This window comes from Bacteroides cutis, assembly GCF_900241005.1.
GTDB lineage: Bacteria > Bacteroidota > Bacteroidia > Bacteroidales > Bacteroidaceae > Bacteroides > Bacteroides cutis.
Genome location: NZ_OEST01000001.1, coordinates 160,412 through 179,659 on the forward strand (window position 1 = coordinate 160,412; position 19,248 = coordinate 179,659).

The window sequence follows — 19,248 nt, forward strand, 5'->3', positions numbered from 1 at the left end:
CTCTTCACGACAAAAAAACTATATTTGCAAATCCTAATATGCTGATTCTATAACCTAAAATTTATGAAAAACAGACTCTTTCTAATCTGCTGTCTCCTATTTGTACACATACTTGCATGTAGCGCACAAAATATATCCTTCCGTCATTTAACTACTGATGACGGATTGTCACACAATTCTATTATCTCCATTTATCAGGATGAGCGAGGATTTATGTGGTTCGGTACACGAAATGGAGTCAGCTTATATAATGGAAAAAATTTCAAAATCTATCAAAAAGAGAAAGACAACCCGAACAGTATCCTTTATAATGATATTTATCACATCACAGGAGATCAGAACGGGCATGTTTACATCATGACCAACAGAGGTATTTCTGCTTATGACATCGAAAAAGGCCAATTTACCCCTATCATAAAAAAAAGTATACGGGCAGAATTCTTTTCTGAATATCTATATGCCGCCACTTCAAACCAAATATTTAAGTACGATGGGACAAAATTCGACTTGTTCTATAAGATGCCTCAAAACAGTAGCGTCATTCAGAGGTTATACATATATAATGATTCTGTTTTCATAGGGACTACTAAAGGACTTTATATACTCAACTCACAGAAAGAACTTACCCAACCTATCAAAGAAGGAAATATATCCGACATCTTCAGAGATTCTTCCGGCTGTTATTGGATAACTGCCAATTCCGGACATGGCGTATACTGTATGCAGGGTAAACAAATCAACAATTTCTTATATGAAGCGGATAATCCTACTACCATCAGTTCCAACTTTGTACACAGATGTTGTGAAGACAAACAAGGAAATATATGGATAGGAACTTTCAACGGACTCAATAAATATGACAAACAAACCGGAAAATTCACCCGTTACGTAAAAAAAGAAATTAGCAAAAGCCTGAGCAACTCTTCTATCTGGGGACTGTATTGCGACTTGCAAGGAACTATTTGGGTAGGGACATATTCCGGAGGAATTAACTATTTCAATCCACAGAAACAAATTTATCGCGAATACCAGGCTTCTACAAAGGAAAAAGAAGGACTCAGCTCTCCTATCGTGAAACGGATGACCGAAGATGACGAGGGTAATTTATGGATAGGCACAGAGAAGGGAGGAATTAATAAATATAATCCGGTCACCCAAACCTACCAATGGTATATAGGCCAAGATACTCCCAACAATTTTACACGAGGAAATGTAAGAACAATCTACTACGACTCCCTCCAAAAAGTGGTGTGGACCGGTATTCATTTGGAGGGACTTAACAAATTGGATTTAAAAACCGGCCGTTTCACCAATTATAAACATAAAAAAGGCGATAAAACATCTATTCCGTCCAATCTTATTGAAGACATCCTACCCTATCAAGGGCAATTAATATTGGCAACCAGCAATGGCATCGGACTCTTCAATCCCGGAACCGGAACATGTAAGCCGTTGTTCCATGACGAAGTGGCACTCAACAATACCATATCTACCTTTGGATTGACCCTCGACCATAAAGGTATTTTATGGATAACCAATAATAACAATGGAGCTTGCGCTTACAATTTTAATACTCAAGAATTCTCAATCTACAAATATAAAAGTGCCAACGAGCATAGTATCAGTAGTAACAGTATCAACTCTATCTATGAAGACAGTCAAAACAGGTTATGGTTCTGCACCAATGAAAACGGGCTAGATTTATATCGCAGGGAAACGGATGATTTCGAGAACTTCGATATGAGTAAAAACAACTTGGCAAGTAATATCATCTACAATATCTGTGAATTATCGCCCAACAGATTGCTTGTAACTACCGATAAAGGGTTCTCCATATTAGATTACCAACAAAAGAAATTCAAGAATTACGAAGAATTACCTCTAAGTTGCATTAATGAGAATGCACTCTATAAAAACAAAAAAGGAGAAATATTCATCGGAGGAACTACCGGAATTATTTCCTTCTTTGAGAAAGAACTTGAAGAAGCCCCCCGTTCTTACCGCATATATCCATTCCGTCTTATCGTAAACGGGAAAGATATCAATGTAGGAGATAAAGACAGTATATTGACCAGAGACATTACTTATACTCCCCAAATAACTCTTAAACCCAATCAGAATATATTCAGTATCGAGTATACCACAACAGACTACATACCTTTCAACAAAGACGAAATCATATACCGTCTGGAAGGTTTTTCTAATACATGGAATAGCCTGGAACAGAATGTAATTACTTATACCAACCTGAACCCCGGCAAATATACATTAGTTGTCAAAGCCAAAGATATCAACGAAAGCCTGGTTCCGCCAAGCAGATTACAAATAGAGATTTTGCCCCCCTTCTATCGTACCATCTGGGCATACCTGTTATATTCTATATGTATCATAGGTATTGTATATTACCTTATACGTACCTACTACCGCCGCATCCAGCTTCAAGAATCACTGAAATATGAAAAGAAGCATGCCAAAGATATCGAAAAGCTCAATCAAGCCAAATTACGTTTCTTTACCAACATCTCACACGAGTTCCGCACTCCGCTTACACTCATCATCGGACAAATGGAAATGTTGTTGCAAGTACGTTCTTTTGCTCCCAACGTTTATAACAAAATATTGGGTGTATACAAAAGCTGTTTACAGTTGAGGGAACTCATCACAGAGTTACTCGACTTCCGCAAACAAGAACAAGGCTACATGACTATTAAAGTGAGCGAGCATAATATTGTAGATTTTATATATGAGCATTATTTGCTCTTTCAGGAATATGCAGTACAGCGCCAGATTACGTTTAACTTCGAAAAGAGCAGTGACAATATCAGCCTATGGTACGATACCAAACAAATGCAAAAAGTAATAAACAATCTTATCTCCAATGCCTTTAAACATACAAAAGCCGGAGGAATAATCTCTATCTCTATCCGAAAAAGGAATCAGGAAGTTCTCATCGATGTTACGGACAATGGTTCGGGAATAGCAGCTAAGGACATCAACAATATCTTTACCCGGTTCTATCAAACAGAGCAATTGGACTCTCTGTTCTATGTAGGTACGGGTATCGGTCTTTCGCTCTCTAAAGGTATAGTCGAACTGCATCATGGAAGCATTGAAGTATCCAGTGAACTGGGAGAAGGAACTACCTTCTGCATACACCTTAGAACCGGAAATGAGCATTTCACATCTGAGCAAATCTGCGAGACAAAAGATACATTTACTTCTAATGAATTTAATGAGTTTAACGCAGAATTCCAGCAAGCCCTACTATTGGAACAAGCTACCTTAAACAACGATATCCGACTAAAAGAAGGCGAATATAAAATCCTTATCGTGGAAGACAATGATTCCCTAAAAGAAATGTTGGTCAAAATATTCGAAGAATTCTATATTGTCATCACTGCCTCTAATGGTAAAGAAGGTCTGGAAAAAGTACGATCCGAAAGCCCCAATATCGTGCTCAGCGATATCATTATGCCGGAGATGTCTGGCACGGAACTTTGTCAAGCCATAAAAACCGACTTTGATACCTGTCACATACCTGTAGTTCTGTTGACAGCTAAAACTGCCATTGAGCACAATCTGGAAGGATTGAGAATGGGAGCGGATGATTATATTACCAAACCATTCAACATAAACATCCTGTTGTCACGTTGCAACAACCTGGTAAATAACCGGATCATGTTGCAAGAGAAGTTCAGTAAACTGCCACAAGAAAACGTACAAATACTGACCAACAATGTAATGGACCAGAAGTTCATGGACAAAATATTGGAGATCATCGAGCAAGAAATGGAGAATGGAAATTTCAATGTAGATATGCTGGCAACTCGGATGAGTATTTCCCGTACAAAGTTATTCTCCAAATTGAAAGCTATCACAGGACAGACACCTGCTGATTTCATTATGACACTCCGCCTGAGACGTGCGGCATTCTTACTGAAGAACAACATGGAACTGAATATAGCGGAAATATCCGATCAGGTAGGTTTCAATGTTCCCAAATATTTCAGCAAATGCTTCAAGGAGAGATACCACGTCACTCCACAAGCTTACCGGAAAGGAGATACCAACTCCCCCGAAGAGGAGGAAGAAAGCGTCAACGAACAAGAAACTTAAATTATAATAATACCATGATTAACCTGTATTCCATCCACAAAGTGTATGAGCATGATACCCATCATCAAAGAAGGTAAACAACCCGAACCTTCTTTATTCTGGCACTATCCGCATTATGGCAATCAGCTTTCCATACTTGTTTCATCTTGATAAGTAATCGTTTGCAGTTTCCCATAAGTAGGAAACGACAGTTTCCTACAATAGAAACGCCCGTTTCCACTTGCAAGAAACGGCAGTTTCCCTTCATAGAAACGGCAGTTTCCTCTAATGGGAACGGCGGTTTCCTCTAATGGGAACCATCGTTTCCTATCATGGAAACGGGATGCATTGAGTTAAGTACTGCCATTTCCCCTTTATAGGAGGTTATATCGCCCCACAAAAAAGTCCGAAGTGTTGTTCACCCCGGACTTTTTATCAAACCAGTATCTCAATTACCATTCGGGAACAGCAAACAGATTGTGGAATGTGAATTTCAGTTCCATAGAATTACTGAAGCCAAGTTCCTTGATTACATCTCCCTCGCGCGTACCAAATGCACAACCGGCTTTCCCCGTCGCTCCATAACAGTTCCAAAGCTCCAGACGATACTTCGGAGCCTCATTAGCATCGAGCACTTTGGCAGCATCGAATGTTATCTCGGAGCCATCAAGGTAAAAATTATCCAGTGTGGCATGCATACCGGGGAAATAGGCATAGATATCGGCTACTTCAATAAAAGTCATGATGGAACCAGCACTGTAGTCAAGCCCGGTAGGCTCATATTTGATATCGAACGATTTAGTACCGGCAATGCTGTACTGGAAGTCCTTGTATTGTACCTCCAGGGTAGCCCCTTCATTGTAATCCCATACACTGTTAGGTCCCCAATCAGTCACGGTGGCAAGTTTGGGAGTATAGACACCCGCGCCATTGCCATCAGTAAAGATAGTATAAGTAATCTCCAAACTACCAGTGAAATTAAAAGCCGGATCAGAACCTACATTTTGTGAGTTACTGAAAGCGCTGTTAAGCACTTTGTCCCCGGCTGCACCTTTACCCCAAATATTGAATAATTCGATACGATAGTTACCATTATTCTCTATATCTCCATAGAAGAAGTTGTTGGCGTTGAATTGAATGGCATTGCCATCACACTTCATCTCGTCGATGCGCACGAATGCATTGGGGTACTTTGCTAACAGAGTTTGGAAATCAAGCGTAAATACCATAGCACCGCTGCACGTACCTTCATATTTAAAGGTGTGCTGCCCTGCCAATTCTGCCGGAGATATCCGAGCGACAACCTCGCCCCAAGTACCGGCCCAATTAGCATCCACACAAAGCAACGATACCGGTATCTTGGCATCAGCCTCGGCCTTACGTTGACTATAGTAGTTGACAGAATAGGCATAACCGTCATTGTTAGGAAGGGCAATCTGTAGACCGTCACTTGTCAGAGACAGAATATTCAACTTGCCACTCTTCACCGCTGCCCAAGCATTAGCACAAAGAACATTGACATCGATGTCGATTACTTTGTTTGTCTCATCAATGGTATATTTACCGGTTTCATCGGTAGCTGTTCCATCATCGGTCAAGCGGTGTATATTCACTGTTCCGTCTTCAAAGAATTCCATGTAACCATAATCAACGCCATAAGTATAACCAACCCAACCGTTGTCAACACCCATTTCCCAATGAATTTGCTGATTAATGTTAGGCTGTCCGTTGGACACTGTACTCCAGTTGTCCGTATCGCCCCACTGTGTGAACGGCCCTTGGAATACATGCAATTCACCATCCTGACCATTGTCTATATACCATTTACCATAAAGCAGCGAACGGTCGAATTTCACATTCTTGGCCGTAGATACCGGACGAATGGCGAGAGCTTGATAAACCGGAGTGGTAGCACGGGTAGCCATAGCACTATTGAAATGATAGCTCATGGCAAAACGAGGATCGGAAACATTGATTGAACCAGAGAAATAACATCCGTCCACACCAGCGCCGGCAGTAGTTTCCTTCGTACGAGAACCTATGGCAGGCATAAAGATTGAGTTTCCATTAGGACCGGTGAATTTATATCCGGCAACACCTTCCACCTCAACCCACTCCTTGGAACAAAGTGCAAAAAGTTCTTCAAACTCGGCAATGGTAGGCATGGTTACTTTTCCCTCAAAGGCCTTGTAAGCGATATCATTAACCGTTCTATAAATATCGGTGGAAGCATAGTCTGCGGGATCGAGACTGGTCTTGAAACCTGTCATATCGCCGAAACCGAACAGACCGCCGACTTCTGTTTCAGAAGTGGCACCTACGTTATACTTTGCCCATTTGGTGGAAAGGCCGAGGTCTACCAAGTCGTTATCAAGATCGAACGTATGAGCCGTGGTAGTGAAAGACTTTTCTTCACCATACACCACCCCGGCACCCAGGTCGAGGTAAGCCACATAATAATAAGTAGTATTGGGCACTAAGCCTTCCACGTTGACTGTATAGCTATCCTTGGTATCAGCGGCAATGCGCACGCCGGCACGTACATTTTCCGTACCTTCCACTCCCGATACCATGATACCGCACTCCGCACCTGTGGGGAAATCGGCAAGTGAACCCGCCAAAGTAGCCTTGTTGGCAACCACGTTACTGAACTCACCGGTAACGGCACGGGCATTGGTAAGGACAAGGCTTTTCACTTCACCCTTATAGGTCACCTTACCTTGCAGGGTAACGTATGCCTGATAATAGAGGGTTTGGTTTACACTGCCCGCTACCGTTGCAGCAAATTCCGCACCGCCCGTAGCGGTAACCCTTTCCGTGAGCGCATCGGCTGCATCACCGTAATAAAATCCCGTGGCATAAGCATTTACAGACTGACCTTCAAGCCCCGATACGGTTCCATGCAGAGTAGCCGACGTGGCAGTCACATCCGATGAGCCTGTCACCACCGCGTTGTCGGTGAGCAACGGCTGTTTATTGATGGCATAATCGTCCTCATCATTGCATCCCGTCACAAACACACTCATGACGAGAGCCATTATTCCGAATAATATTTTGTTTTTCATATTTCTATACTGTTATTTATTGAATGGTGCAAGATACAATCTCTAATCCAACGGTGCTCCAATCGGGATTACCGTCACCGTTCAGTACATCGGCAACACCGTAATCGGCATATTGGATGGAAAGGTCGAGACAGGTAGGGACAAAGGTTACGGTAGCTCCGGTGGTATTAGTCAGAGTTACGGTCGTTTCACCTGAAGTATTGACAGTTACAGCGTCATCAAGATCGAAACAGGCGGGTTCCCAAGTGGTCTTGATGTTATTGTCAATCAGTGCGCACTTCGGAGTCCTTGTCCAAGTTATTCCACCATTAATCTTAAAGGTTACGCTGATGGTCTGGTTTTTCTTCAACTTCACCGAGGCGGCATCTTTGAAAAGGCCTTTGCCATCCGCACCATAATGATGGAAAGCAAGACGAATGCATCCGTTTTCCAACCAAGTGATGCCTTCCTGACCGAAAAGAGAGTTATCGATACCTACCACAGTGGGACCCGCCGGACCGGTACTAATCTTCTTATAGAGCAGGTTGGCTACAAGATAAGAATTCACCACTCCGTTCTCGTCTACTGATTCGGGAACACCGATTACCAATTTTTCAGCGGCTTCAACGCCAAGTATCGTAAATACCTTGCCTGTGACAGTAACAGTGCGCTGATCGCTTGAAGCGGTAAGAATAGTGATGTCTTTGTCGAAGGTCATTACACCATCAGCAATCATTACCTTGCCACCGGCTTCACCTGCTTCGTAATTGTAAGTACCATCGGAAGCCTTACTCAAAATAAGTTCAAAGTCCGCCACTTCATCACCGGCAGCAGGTGCCCATGAGTTATTATATGTACCTCCCGTCACGCTTTCCCATTTCTGTGCGTTGGGAGAACCGTTCCACCACAACCAGTCGTAGGGCGCTTCGGTATCTACGTTGAATGTCATCTGACTGCCCACGTATGTCACACCATTGATCTCGGTAGTGAAAAGGTCGGTAAGAAGATTATCGAACTTGGGAAGTACGGGAGCCGCCTTCTCTATCTGTCCGCTTTCTTCCTTAGGAATGCACTCACCTTGGGTCTGGATGACTTCTTCGGACACGAAGTTCCATACGAGATACCAGTTGCCTTCGGAATTGGTACGTCTGGTTACCAGTTGCAGTATATACGGAGTGAGTTCTGCAATTTGAATATCCTGCGTATAATTGGAACAAGTAGCATCGAAACTCAGGGGATGCATGGCATAGCAATCGGTGAATGTAATAGTCGGTTTAGTCTTCTCGCTGAGGTTCATATTAAACTTACCTACCATGTCTGTACCCGTATTCGAGCTTTTATCACCGGCTTCACCACGATACATCGTAGCCACACAACCACTGGCGGCATCCATGCTAAAAGTCATATACGACCCCATGTAAGGATCATTCTCCAGAACAATGAAACTTTGAAAGCCCGGATCCCAATTAGGTTTCCAGTTACCTGTTCCAAAAATAAAGTCTCCCTTATACACCGATTCTTCTTTTTCCTTGTCGGTAAAACCGGCGCCGTCACCGTCAGGGTCGTAGGGAGCTACAAAGACCATAGGCCCCGAACACTGGCCGATACCGTAGTTGGCATCGCAAGGATACCATTTCTTGCTAATACCTTGGGCCAACGTCTCGGCGTCGGGAAGCGCATCGCCCGATTTAAAGTTCTTATCGGACAACAGGAACCACTTTTCATCACCCAGTAACGAGAAGTCGTTTTGGACCAATTTGAAGGCATGGGGTTCGCCAAACACAACGCCGCCGGGAGTCTCCGCACCGAAAGTCACCTCATAGGAACCGGCAAAAGGCAATTCGATGGACAGTTCGCTCTCCTGCGAACGTCCCTGGGGAGTGACCCACAATGGCGTGCAGCCTGTAATGTTCGATTTGAGGTGTACCCGGTTGCCTTCGATAGTCACAGTGTAGGCAAGACCTTCCACCAAATCCTCGGATACATAGGTTTTATTACCCATGTCGTACTCATCGGGCGAACATGCCGACAATATCAGCACCAAGCCGGCAATGAGCGAATATATATAATGATTTAATTTCATATCTTATTGTTTTTAATGTTTTTCAATCTAAAACCTTCGGGGTTACCAACCCGGATTTTGAGTTATCACATTGCCCGAAAGGGTGATTTGTGTATTAGGTATCTGCATCAAACCTTTCTTTGAGGTGAAATTGCTTTCGGAGAATGAAGTGGTTGTCTCGTTTCCACCACTCATTACTTTAGCACCGTTCTGTGCGGCGGCAATGGCACGTGCGGCGTATGCGCCGTCTTTTTCATAGCGCATCAAGTCCCAATAGTGCACACCCTCGAAAGCCAGTTCAATGGCTCGTTCATTACGGATGTTTTCGATGCTGTAGGATAACGTTTCACCGGGAGATACACGATGATGAACTTCATTTAAGCCCCAGGCGTCACCATTGAGCTCGGAGTGCATCAGCAAGACGTCGGCATAGCGCATGATGGTATAGTCTTGATAGTAGGTGATGTTCTGGTGTTGCTCGCCCAACTTAAATCCCACTTCCTGACGTGTGCCATCGGCAAAACACATAGGTGCATACTTGCGGGTGTAGTAACCGGTATATTCGTATGAATCGGTAATATCGGCATTGAAGCCGGCATCTTTACAACTCCATACACACGCATTGAAGCGGGGGTCGTTCTTATACTGTTCCACAAAAGCGGGTGTCACCGGACAAGCGCCCCAACCACTGGAAATACAAACGTTTACCGCACTCCTGTTACGCGGTCCCAGATAGACAGAGAAAGTATTTCCATCGCCATTGCCATTGTAATCGTGAGTGGTATTCATCTTCAGGTTGAGTACAATTTCTTGCGAAAGCTTACCTTGTCCGGCCTGCCAGGCAGAACCATCGTACCACTTACCGGCATAAGTCGTTTTCCAGCCATAGTTACTGCCGCTTGAAGCATCGGTAGTGCAGGAAGGCATCCAGAAGTCGGCATAGTTCTTCTCCAACTCGTAACCGCCTTTTTCCACCACATCATTAATGGCAGCCACAGCTTCCGCTTTGGTACACGAGGGATGTTCGGCACCGTAGTAACCCGTATGGTAAAGGTAGGCACGGGCCAGTAAAGCCTCTACGGCATACTTAGTGATGCGGCCATCGTTACTGTTGCGATTATCCAGAGGATAGGCATCGGCAGGGATATGCTCGATGGCGTATTTAAAGTCTTCAAAAATGAGTTTATAGACATCACTTGCGGGCGAACGGGGAATATTCTCTTCGGAAGGAGTCGTGAGCAAAGGCACATCGCCGAACATACGGGTCAGATCAAAGTAAAGGATACCGCGAAGGGCACGCGCCTCGCCCATTACACGTCCTTGACTTTTGGTATCACCGCCCCAATTGATATTTTCTTCTTGGGAGATAAGCTGGTTGCAACGGAACACGGCTTTATAATAGTTCACCCAATCCACATTAAAGAGGTCATTGTACGAAGGAGCGATACCAGCATTGAACTGGTCAACCACGTTGTTGTTTTTGTCATCGGAGAAACCAAGACCGCCCAAAGCCTGCTCGGATGCAAATTCCGCCAATAGGTACATGCCCATGCCTGCATCGGAAATGGTACGTTGCCATCCATCGTAGCAGCCCACCAAAGCCATTTCGGCCGATTCTAGATTGCTGTAAGCCGTTTCAGTGTTCAAGTCTTTTTTTGAGGAAGTTTCAAAGAAGTCATCACATGAGGTGAATGCCAAGGCTGACACAACGAGCGCACTTGTTAATAATATATGCTTTGTATTCATATTACTTTTCTTTTTCATGATTTAAAACGCAAGATTAAGTCCCACGATGAAAGTACGGGGATGTGGATAATAACCCATATCTACACCCGATACCCATGTCTGGTTACTGGAACCGTCTGAATTCAGTTTGTTACCGTCTGTACCATTAAAAGAACCGATTTCAGGATCCATACCATCGTACTTGGTCAGCGTGAAGAGGTTTTGAGCTTGTACATAAAGGCGTAGCTTCGACAAGCCTTTCCAGGAGATAAGACGTTTGAAGTCGTAGCCTAAAGTGATGTTTTGCAAACGAATATAGTCACCATCTTGCAAATAGAGGTCGGAAAATTGCCAGTTGCCCACATCGCCGTAAGTCACACGGGGGATACGGTTACTGGTGCCTTCACCCGTCCAGCGGTTTAAAATCTGACGGCTGTAGTTGGATTGTGAGGAGTTGGGGTCGCGGTAAGATTGGGCAATCTGGAAACCGCCGGCACCGGTAGCGTTCAGACTAAGGTCGAAACCTTTATAGCCCAGGCTGAGGTTAAGACCGAATGTGTATTTGGGAAGTCCGTTGCCCAGATCCACTTTATCTTTGGCATCAATAGCGCCATCGTGATTTACATCCACATACTTCACGTCACCGGGTTGTACATTACTTTGGAATACACCATTTCCGGCAGTAATCCAGTCTTTAATCTCTTGATTGTTCTGAAAAACCCCGGCTGTCTTGAAACCCCAGAAGTAACCAATGGCATGACCGTTCTCGGCACGATAAAACTCTTCCGAATTGCTGTAAATTTGATTGGTAGCACCATGAATGATACCGTCTTCGGTGGGGATGTTTCCTACTTCGTTGTGATTGTATGCCAAGTTGGCACCTACGCTATAGGTAAAGTCCTTCCCAATCCGGTCGTTCCAAGAGAGTCCCAATTCGACACCCTTATTTTGCACATCGCCACCGTTGATAATGGGACCACTGGTACCTGCCGTTGCCAACACGGGAGCTTGTACCAGCCAGTCTTTGGTATTCTTGATATACCCGTCGGCAGTAAGTGCCAGGCGACCGTTCAGAAAACGGGCATCTATACCCACATTATACTGTTCGGAAGTTTCCCACTTCACTTTCTCATTGGCCAAACGACTGGTATAAGAACCTGTGACCCAACCATCCTGACCTCCGGTAGCACCAAAATTATAGTTGGTATTCAAGGTAGACACAGGAGCAAGATACTGATAGCAGTTGATATTGGCATTACCTACCTGCCCCCAACTCACACGCAATTTCAAGAAATCAAACCAAGATTTCATCGGTTCCATAAACTTCTCTTCGGAGATAGTCCATCCGGCAGATACCGAAGGGAAGTATCCCCAGCGATGACCACTGGCAAACTTCGACGAACCGTCGGCACGCATGGTGGCATTCAACATATAGCGTTCCTTCCACGTCCAGCCCAAACGAGCGAAATAGGACATACTGCGGTTGGCATCATAAGGAGCACCCTTCACCGTCTTGTTCTCCGTACCGTTGGTGTTTGCCAGATAGGCATGTTCCCAATCGTCAAATCCGGGAATAAGGCCTGTATTGGAACCTTCGGTGATACTGCCGTCGTAAGTAGACAATTCGCTACCTATCAAGGCATTGATGTGATGTTCATCAGCAATATCGAAATCATATGCAAGGGTATTGGTCCACACCATCGTCAAGCCGTGACCATGATTTTGGTTCACTTTACTCACGGTGTTGGCAGTCTGTGGAGTAAACTGATACTTCGGTGTATAAGCACGGTATTCGGAAGTACCGTAGCTAATGCCATACACGGTCTTGAACCTTAAGTTCTTAATAGGTTCGATCTGCATATATACATTGGCATCGAGCGAAGTATTCTTGGTGTTGTTGTAGCGATTCACCATCATGTTACCGTAAGGGTTGCCGTCGTTTACATTCCAATCGGAGTTCACCGTAGAATTGTAGTTGCCATCGGCATCATAAACAGGGACAATAGGAGATACGGAGAAAGCACTGCGAAGGTTATTATTCCAGATGTTTCCGGTATTCATGCCACGCGTGTCTTTCCAGACAAAACCTACATGTTCGCCTATGGTTACCAGTCCGTTCCACATCTTGTGCTCGGAGTTGGCACGGAAGTTATATCTTTTATAATAAGAGACATCCGAACCTCCTATCAGACCATCCTGACCGGTATAACCGCCCGAAATGGCATAAGTGGAAGTCTTGGAACCGCCTGTGAACGAAAGGCTGTGGCTGGTTGTCAATCCACCGTCCTTGATAGCCTGGTCAATCCAGTCGGTATCATATATATTACCATTGGCATCGTATATGGAGTTGAGTGAAGCCCAATCCACAGGAGACATACCCGAATTAAGACGAGCCTCATCCATGATACTCATATACTCTGACGCATTGAGCATGTTGAATTTACGGGCTACGGTCTGCCAACCGGCAAAACCATCGTAACTAATCCTGCAAGTACCTTCCTTACCACTCTTCGTAGTAACCAGTACCACGCCATTCGCGGCTTGCGCACCATAGATAGCTGCCGAAGCGGCATCTTTCAATACATCGATACTCTCAATGTCGGCGGGATTTAAAGTGGAAATATCACCTCCCACTCCATCAATGAGGTAGAGAGGCTGCGAATTGCCTACCGTACCCAGACCACGGATAGTCACACTCATATTGGCGCCCGGCTGACCGGAAGTGGAGACAATGTTCACACCCGGCGTTTGTCCTTGCAGAGCCGAAAGAGGATTGGTCGTATTCAGTTTGGCAATATCATCACCTTTCACCTGAACCGTAGCTCCCGTCACCAGTTTCTTTTTCTGGACACCGTAACCCACTACCACGACTTCGTCCAGCATTTCAGTATCCTCTTTCAAAGATACGTTAACAGTGGAGGAGGTCCCTACCTTTATTTCCTGAGATTGATAACCGATATAAGAAAATACCAGTGTCTGCCCCTGTCGGGCTGTCACCGAGTATTTACCGTCAATATCGGTTATGGCACCTGTTCCGGCTTCTTTTACCTGAACGCTGACGCCAATCAACGGCTCATTGTCCGTGGCAGACGTCACGACACCCGAAACTGTTCTGTTTTGAGAAGGATTAGCCTGAAGGCTACTGATTGCAGGTACCAGGAGCAGAAGTATCCATGCAACACGGCATAAATGCAGATTTATGCACTTTTCCAATAATGTTTTTCTCATTGTACATTGTTTAATGGTTAATATCAAAGATTTTGTTCTTTTTCAATACTTGAAATAAAACCATGACAAATGTATGAAATGAGGAAAAAGAAAGGTAGAGATATTGTTATGGAAAGGAGACAGATTAGTTAATCAACGTATCTGAAATGTTACTAAAAAAGGTATAATTTGTTTCTTATCCCCCTCAAATAGGCTCTGAGGGGGATAAAGAATTATTCATTCACTACAAAATTACGTATTTGACAACCGGTTTTATCACCCTTTGCCACACGCAGACGCAGGTTATGATGTCCGGGTACAAGTTCCGTTTCAAATAAATACACCCAGGGAATGTATAGTTTCCGGCTCCAGTCGGTATAAGTATCAAGCTTTTTAAACGGTGCTCCATCCACACTATATTCCAGGATACATGCCTGCGGACCAGCCGCGCAAAAAATGCCGACAGCCCTTCCTTCGAAATCAAAGGATAAACTGGAACCAGCTGTTTCAGTAACTAACATAGGTACATGTACAAAACCCTTACGGGTATTTCCCTTAACGGTAGGAGTCCAGTCATCCACTACTTTCCAACCACGAAGCTGTTTGGCTGAACGGATATCCACAAATTTCCCCTTATCATAGGAATAAGGATCGATCGGTTTCTCCGGCATTTCATGAGGTCGTACCTGTTTCTCATCCACATTACCGCTCCATTCCAGATCGAAGAGACGGTTTATGGCGGCGGCATAGTATTTATGGCCGTTCCAATGCGGATGCGTACCACCAAAATATTTCCAGTCAAATTCTCCGTCACGCATACGACGAGCTATCTCCTCGGCCAGGTTGATGGAAGAAACATAATAATAATTCGCCACTCTCTCGTGGTTCATTATCACTTCCGGCTGGATACCCCTATCCAACAACGGGATAAACGGATCGTAGATAAAGTGCATCATAATGATGTCCATATCCGGATTGGCTGCACGTGCATGGCGAACAACCCCTTCCATACCCCGTGTCTGCTGTATATAATTAAAATAGTTGGTATTATCGTTCACCGCCGCTTCCACAAAAAGTAAATCGGGCATACCTTTCTGCAAAACATCGTTCTCAAACCGGAAAGAATGGGGAGTAGTACCGGTAGACGAGATACCTGCTTCAATAAAATTGAAATCGGTATCGGGAAAACGCTGTTTCAAATCTTCCTTAATCATATCACGCCAACCACGCATTTCAGTAATGGAACCACCCAGAAAAGCAACGCATCCTTTTTTCTCTTTCGTAAACTTTAGGTAAGCATTGGCAAGGCTACCACGACGATGGATAGATTGTTTCTCTTGATAGTCGGATTGATTGCGTACAATGAAGTCAACTACCGGTTCCGGTTCTTCCAAGCTGTGCGGATGATGGTCACACCCCGGCTTCAGGATAATCTCGACAAGCCCCCCCATAGCACGGTATCTCTCGGCTGCAATCTTCATATTTTCAGCATATGGCACTGTCTTATCACTATCCCCACAAACAGCAATTACCGGAATATGCGCTTTTGCCAAAGGAGCAAGATTATCTATCGGATTACCGTTGAATGTTTTCATAGCGTCTTCCGTAAGATTCCATTCTCTCAACAGGTCACTCCATAAATCTTTTCTTGCCTGCCCGGGCCAACTGAATACATCACATACCGGCGCATCCACATAGATACAAGCCACTTTATCCACATTTTTCACAGCCCAGTTAAATGCAAACAGTCCTCCACGGCTAAAACCCTCTAACGTTACTTTCGGAGAAAGATGATAGAATTGGCACATTATATTATAGAAGTCATTGCCCAACTGTACAGCACGGGGACTGCCATACAGATGTGTCAAATCATAATAGGCCACGTGAAAACCTTTTTCCAACAAAGCCTTGTCTACCGACGGGAATGCGCCGAAGAATGCCGGACGCCAGATCCACGGATTTCCTTCAGCAGCCTTATGTGGAACTACGACTGTAGCTTGTCTGCTATTACAAAAAAAGTCATAACGATCGAAACCGTTCCAATTACTTTTTTTACCGGGAAAAGGCTGTTGAATATAAGCCAAAGGTTCTTTACCCGTTAAGATCCGGTATAATTCACCTGCAATTACTGCCGCTCCCGATTCGTTGGGATGAATACCATCTGTATAATAATTGGGATAAGGTTTCATTGCCGTATAAAGATCAATAACCTGCAAGTGTCTTTTCTTTGCAACATTGCGGATAACAGGTATAATACCGTTAACGATTACGCTATCATTTATTCCAAACTTTGAAGAGACAGCCGGAACGGGCAAACAGAGATACACTTTAGGTTGCGAAGGCAATTCTTGCAACTTATCCAACATTTCATTCAGATTTTCCTTAAAATCTTTTCCGTAACGCCAATTCCACGGTTTACTATCATTGGTACCTAACTTAATAGTCACAATGTCCGGTTCAAAAGCCAACAATTCCCGAAACTTGGGCTCGTGCATATAAGGACGGTCACCCTTATTGAGCAAAACACGCCCGCTCAATCCAAAGTTACGCACGTCATACCCCTCTCCCAACCATTGCGAGAGTATCCCTGGATAACTGTTCTGAAAACGATTTTGAATTCCTGAACCGAAAGTGATACTGTTGCCAACGCAGGCAATCTTAACAATCTTCTTTTCTTGTGCAACTGCCCACAGGCATGATATGCACAACAAAAATAAACCAATAGTAATTCTTCTTTTCATGATTTGTGTGTTGTCTCATTGTGTTTTATCCTTGCAAATATACATTCTTTTTAGGATAGAGAACTATTTGAAGCAAAAAATGTTCTCTAAAAGAATAACCTGAAACTTAACAGATAATGAAGAAATTAATAGTACTTATGACTGTTGCAGCTTTTATTACAAGCTGCTCGGACGATGACAACAACTGTAATGGAACGGACGATCCACATCTTATCAGCCCTGCATTAGAGATGAGTGTAAGCACCACAAGTGGACAAAGCCCCCTGACCGGTATTCTAACTGTTGCCCCCTGTGAAACCGGCAGTTCCATCTATTATGGTAACTACATCAACGAAAAACTGACACCCTTCGACGGATATTACAAAGTGAAAGACGGTGCTATCTTAGAGAATACCACCAACCGGGTGATTTCTTTACCAACCGGAACTTACAATATGCTTTATTGGGGCACACCTCAATACAAAGAACCTATTTATGCATATCCCGCAGTAAGAGAAGCGGCACTCACTATCGGAGGAGACTTGTCCCGGCAAGCACTTACCTTAGTCAAAATATCGACAGATACTATTTATTATCCGGTATTTGATTTAGTATATGCCGTACAACCTGTAAAAATCGGTACCGAAAATCTGAAAGCTTCCCTAAACAGAGCAGTAGCCGGACTGAAGGTTATCGTAAAGGATAAGGATAATGGCGTACTGAGTTCAAGCATAGATAGCGTAGCTGTACGCATCACCAATATATATAGCGGTGTAAACTATTACACAGGAAAAGCCCAAGGTACTCCCCGCACGATTGCCTTTCCTTTAGTACGTTCTACGGATGGTACACAAATGAGTAATGCCACTGTTATGTTATTCCCTTCTGCGGGAAAATCAGAGTTTCAGTTATCGATAATCCTGAAAAATGGTGCAGTAAAAAGTTTCAAGCAAACATTGACCTCTCCATTTACAGCCAATACAAGATTAAACTTAACTTTAAGTTTGGGGGATATTTTCTCCGATCAAACCTCCGGTGATTTTAATGTTGACAACTGGAAAGAGGAAAACGAAAATATAGATGTTCCAACCATTGAGTAACGAAGGATATTTCGAACAAAAAGAAATATAAATTTATTTGGCTAATGCTTTTTATTCAAGAAGCGTTTAGCCAAATATCTTCGTACCGGTTCGTCGTACACTTTCAGACATAGATATGCCAAGAGTATGTTCCATGCGTAGACACATAAAGCAACCTCCCAAGTCTGTCCTAAAGTAAAGAATTGGTTCTTAATTAACCATGCATAGAACAAATACATGAATGGATAATGTATCACATAAATAGGATAAGATATATCTCCCAGGAATTTACATATCTTGGTTGATTTCTTGTCAGTAGTAGTTCCTGACGCCCCTACCCAAAGAAGAACAGGAAAAGCTACGACGACACAAAAAGCTTCGTAAATACCGTTTGTACAAACAGGTTCCGTACCTTCCAAATAAGGTACGGAAAATAAAGCTATCAACATAATGGAACATATCCAAAAAGCACCTCTCAACTTGATAGGTTTAAAGTTGCGTGACAGCAACATGCCCATGGAGAAAGGGAAAAGCATTCTCAACAATCCTCCCGTAAAGTTTATCACATCCAATGTCCAACCCACTCCCATATTTCCATAACCGGAGACATTGAAAATAGCAAATAATGCCAATGCTATTCCCAGCAACCCAGTCAGTACAGCCAGCGCCTTATTTGACAGACGGCGGATAAACAAAGCATAAAGAATATTACCGATATATTCAAAGAACAGTGACCAGCATGGCCCATTCAACGGGAACATTTCACCATTACCACGGACTTCATAACCGACACCCGGCATTGCAGGAATAAAAAATATCGTACAGAGCAGTGACAACATCACCATTGACAAGGGTACATGTGTTCCATCCCATTGCATGCTTCCTTGAATACAGAACGTAACGGCACCCAGAACAGCACCCATCACTACCATAGGATGAAGGCGTATCAAACGTCGTTGAAAGAAGTTTTTCATCGTAAGACTCTTGCCCCAACGGTCATCGTATGCATAACCGATTACGAACCCTGACAGAATAAAGAAAAAATCCACGGCGAGATATCCGTGATTGAAGGTTTCAATCATACCCCCACCGGCAAAAGCGTAACCTTCGAATATATGGTACCATATAACCATAAGGGCAGCCACGCCACGAAGTCCGTCAAGAAGGTCGTAATGCGGTTTTGTATCTGCGAAAATCGTTGTAGAGGTTTGTATGTGTTGCATAATATTTACGGTAATGAAAGTTTCTTATATAGAAAATGACAAAAGTAAGAAAATATATTAAATACTAGCAATATCTTATCTGAAGATATTTTA

Annotated in this window: 8 protein-coding genes; 2 read left to right on the forward strand and 6 right to left on the reverse strand. The window is 43.6% G+C overall.

Going from position 1 to position 19,248, the window contains the following annotated elements; all coding sequences use genetic code 11:
• Positions 1–63: 63 nt before the first annotated feature.
• Positions 64–4,116, forward strand: coding sequence for a hybrid sensor histidine kinase/response regulator transcription factor (locus C1A09_RS00630; protein WP_101541825.1), 4,053 nt, complete (start codon positions 64–66; stop codon positions 4,114–4,116).
• A 431-nt stretch (positions 4,117–4,547) separates the two neighbouring features.
• Here C1A09_RS00630 and C1A09_RS00635 read toward each other — a convergent pair whose 3' ends face one another.
• From C1A09_RS00635 to C1A09_RS00655, 5 genes are all read right to left on the reverse strand, one after another.
• On the reverse strand, positions 4,548–7,160 hold the full coding sequence (locus tag C1A09_RS00635; RefSeq protein ID WP_101541826.1) for a hypothetical protein: 2,613 nt from the start codon (positions 7,158–7,160) through the stop codon (positions 4,548–4,550).
• 16 nt (positions 7,161–7,176) lie between these two features.
• A complete protein-coding gene (locus tag C1A09_RS00640) occupies positions 7,177–9,222 on the reverse strand; it encodes a hypothetical protein (RefSeq protein ID WP_101541827.1) in 2,046 nt (681 codons plus the stop codon).
• Between the two features lie 42 nt (positions 9,223–9,264).
• Positions 9,265–10,965 (reverse strand): RagB/SusD family nutrient uptake outer membrane protein, encoded by a 1,701-nt coding sequence (locus C1A09_RS00645; protein ID WP_245874946.1) that lies wholly within the window; start codon positions 10,963–10,965, stop codon positions 9,265–9,267.
• Between the two features lie 3 nt (positions 10,966–10,968).
• Positions 10,969–14,154 carry a SusC/RagA family TonB-linked outer membrane protein gene (locus C1A09_RS00650; RefSeq protein WP_101541828.1) on the reverse strand — a complete coding sequence of 1,062 codons (3,186 nt, stop codon included), beginning with the start codon at positions 14,152–14,154 and terminating at the stop codon, positions 10,969–10,971.
• A gap of 212 nt (positions 14,155–14,366) precedes the next feature.
• Positions 14,367–16,874 carry a GDSL-type esterase/lipase family protein gene (locus tag C1A09_RS00655; protein ID WP_101541829.1) on the reverse strand — a complete coding sequence of 836 codons (2,508 nt, stop codon included), beginning with the start codon at positions 16,872–16,874 and terminating at the stop codon, positions 14,367–14,369.
• A gap of 116 nt (positions 16,875–16,990) precedes the next feature.
• On the opposite strand from C1A09_RS00655, the gene C1A09_RS00660 reads away from it, so the two are divergent.
• Entirely contained in the window at positions 16,991–17,953 is a 963-nt protein-coding gene (locus C1A09_RS00660; protein WP_101541830.1) for a FimB/Mfa2 family fimbrial subunit, read from the forward strand.
• 41 nt (positions 17,954–17,994) lie between these two features.
• Here the strand turns inward: C1A09_RS00660 and C1A09_RS00665 are convergent, their stop codons facing one another.
• Positions 17,995–19,155, reverse strand: coding sequence for an acyltransferase family protein (locus C1A09_RS00665; protein WP_101541831.1), 1,161 nt, complete (start codon positions 19,153–19,155; stop codon positions 17,995–17,997).
• Positions 19,156–19,248: the final 93 nt, after the last annotated feature.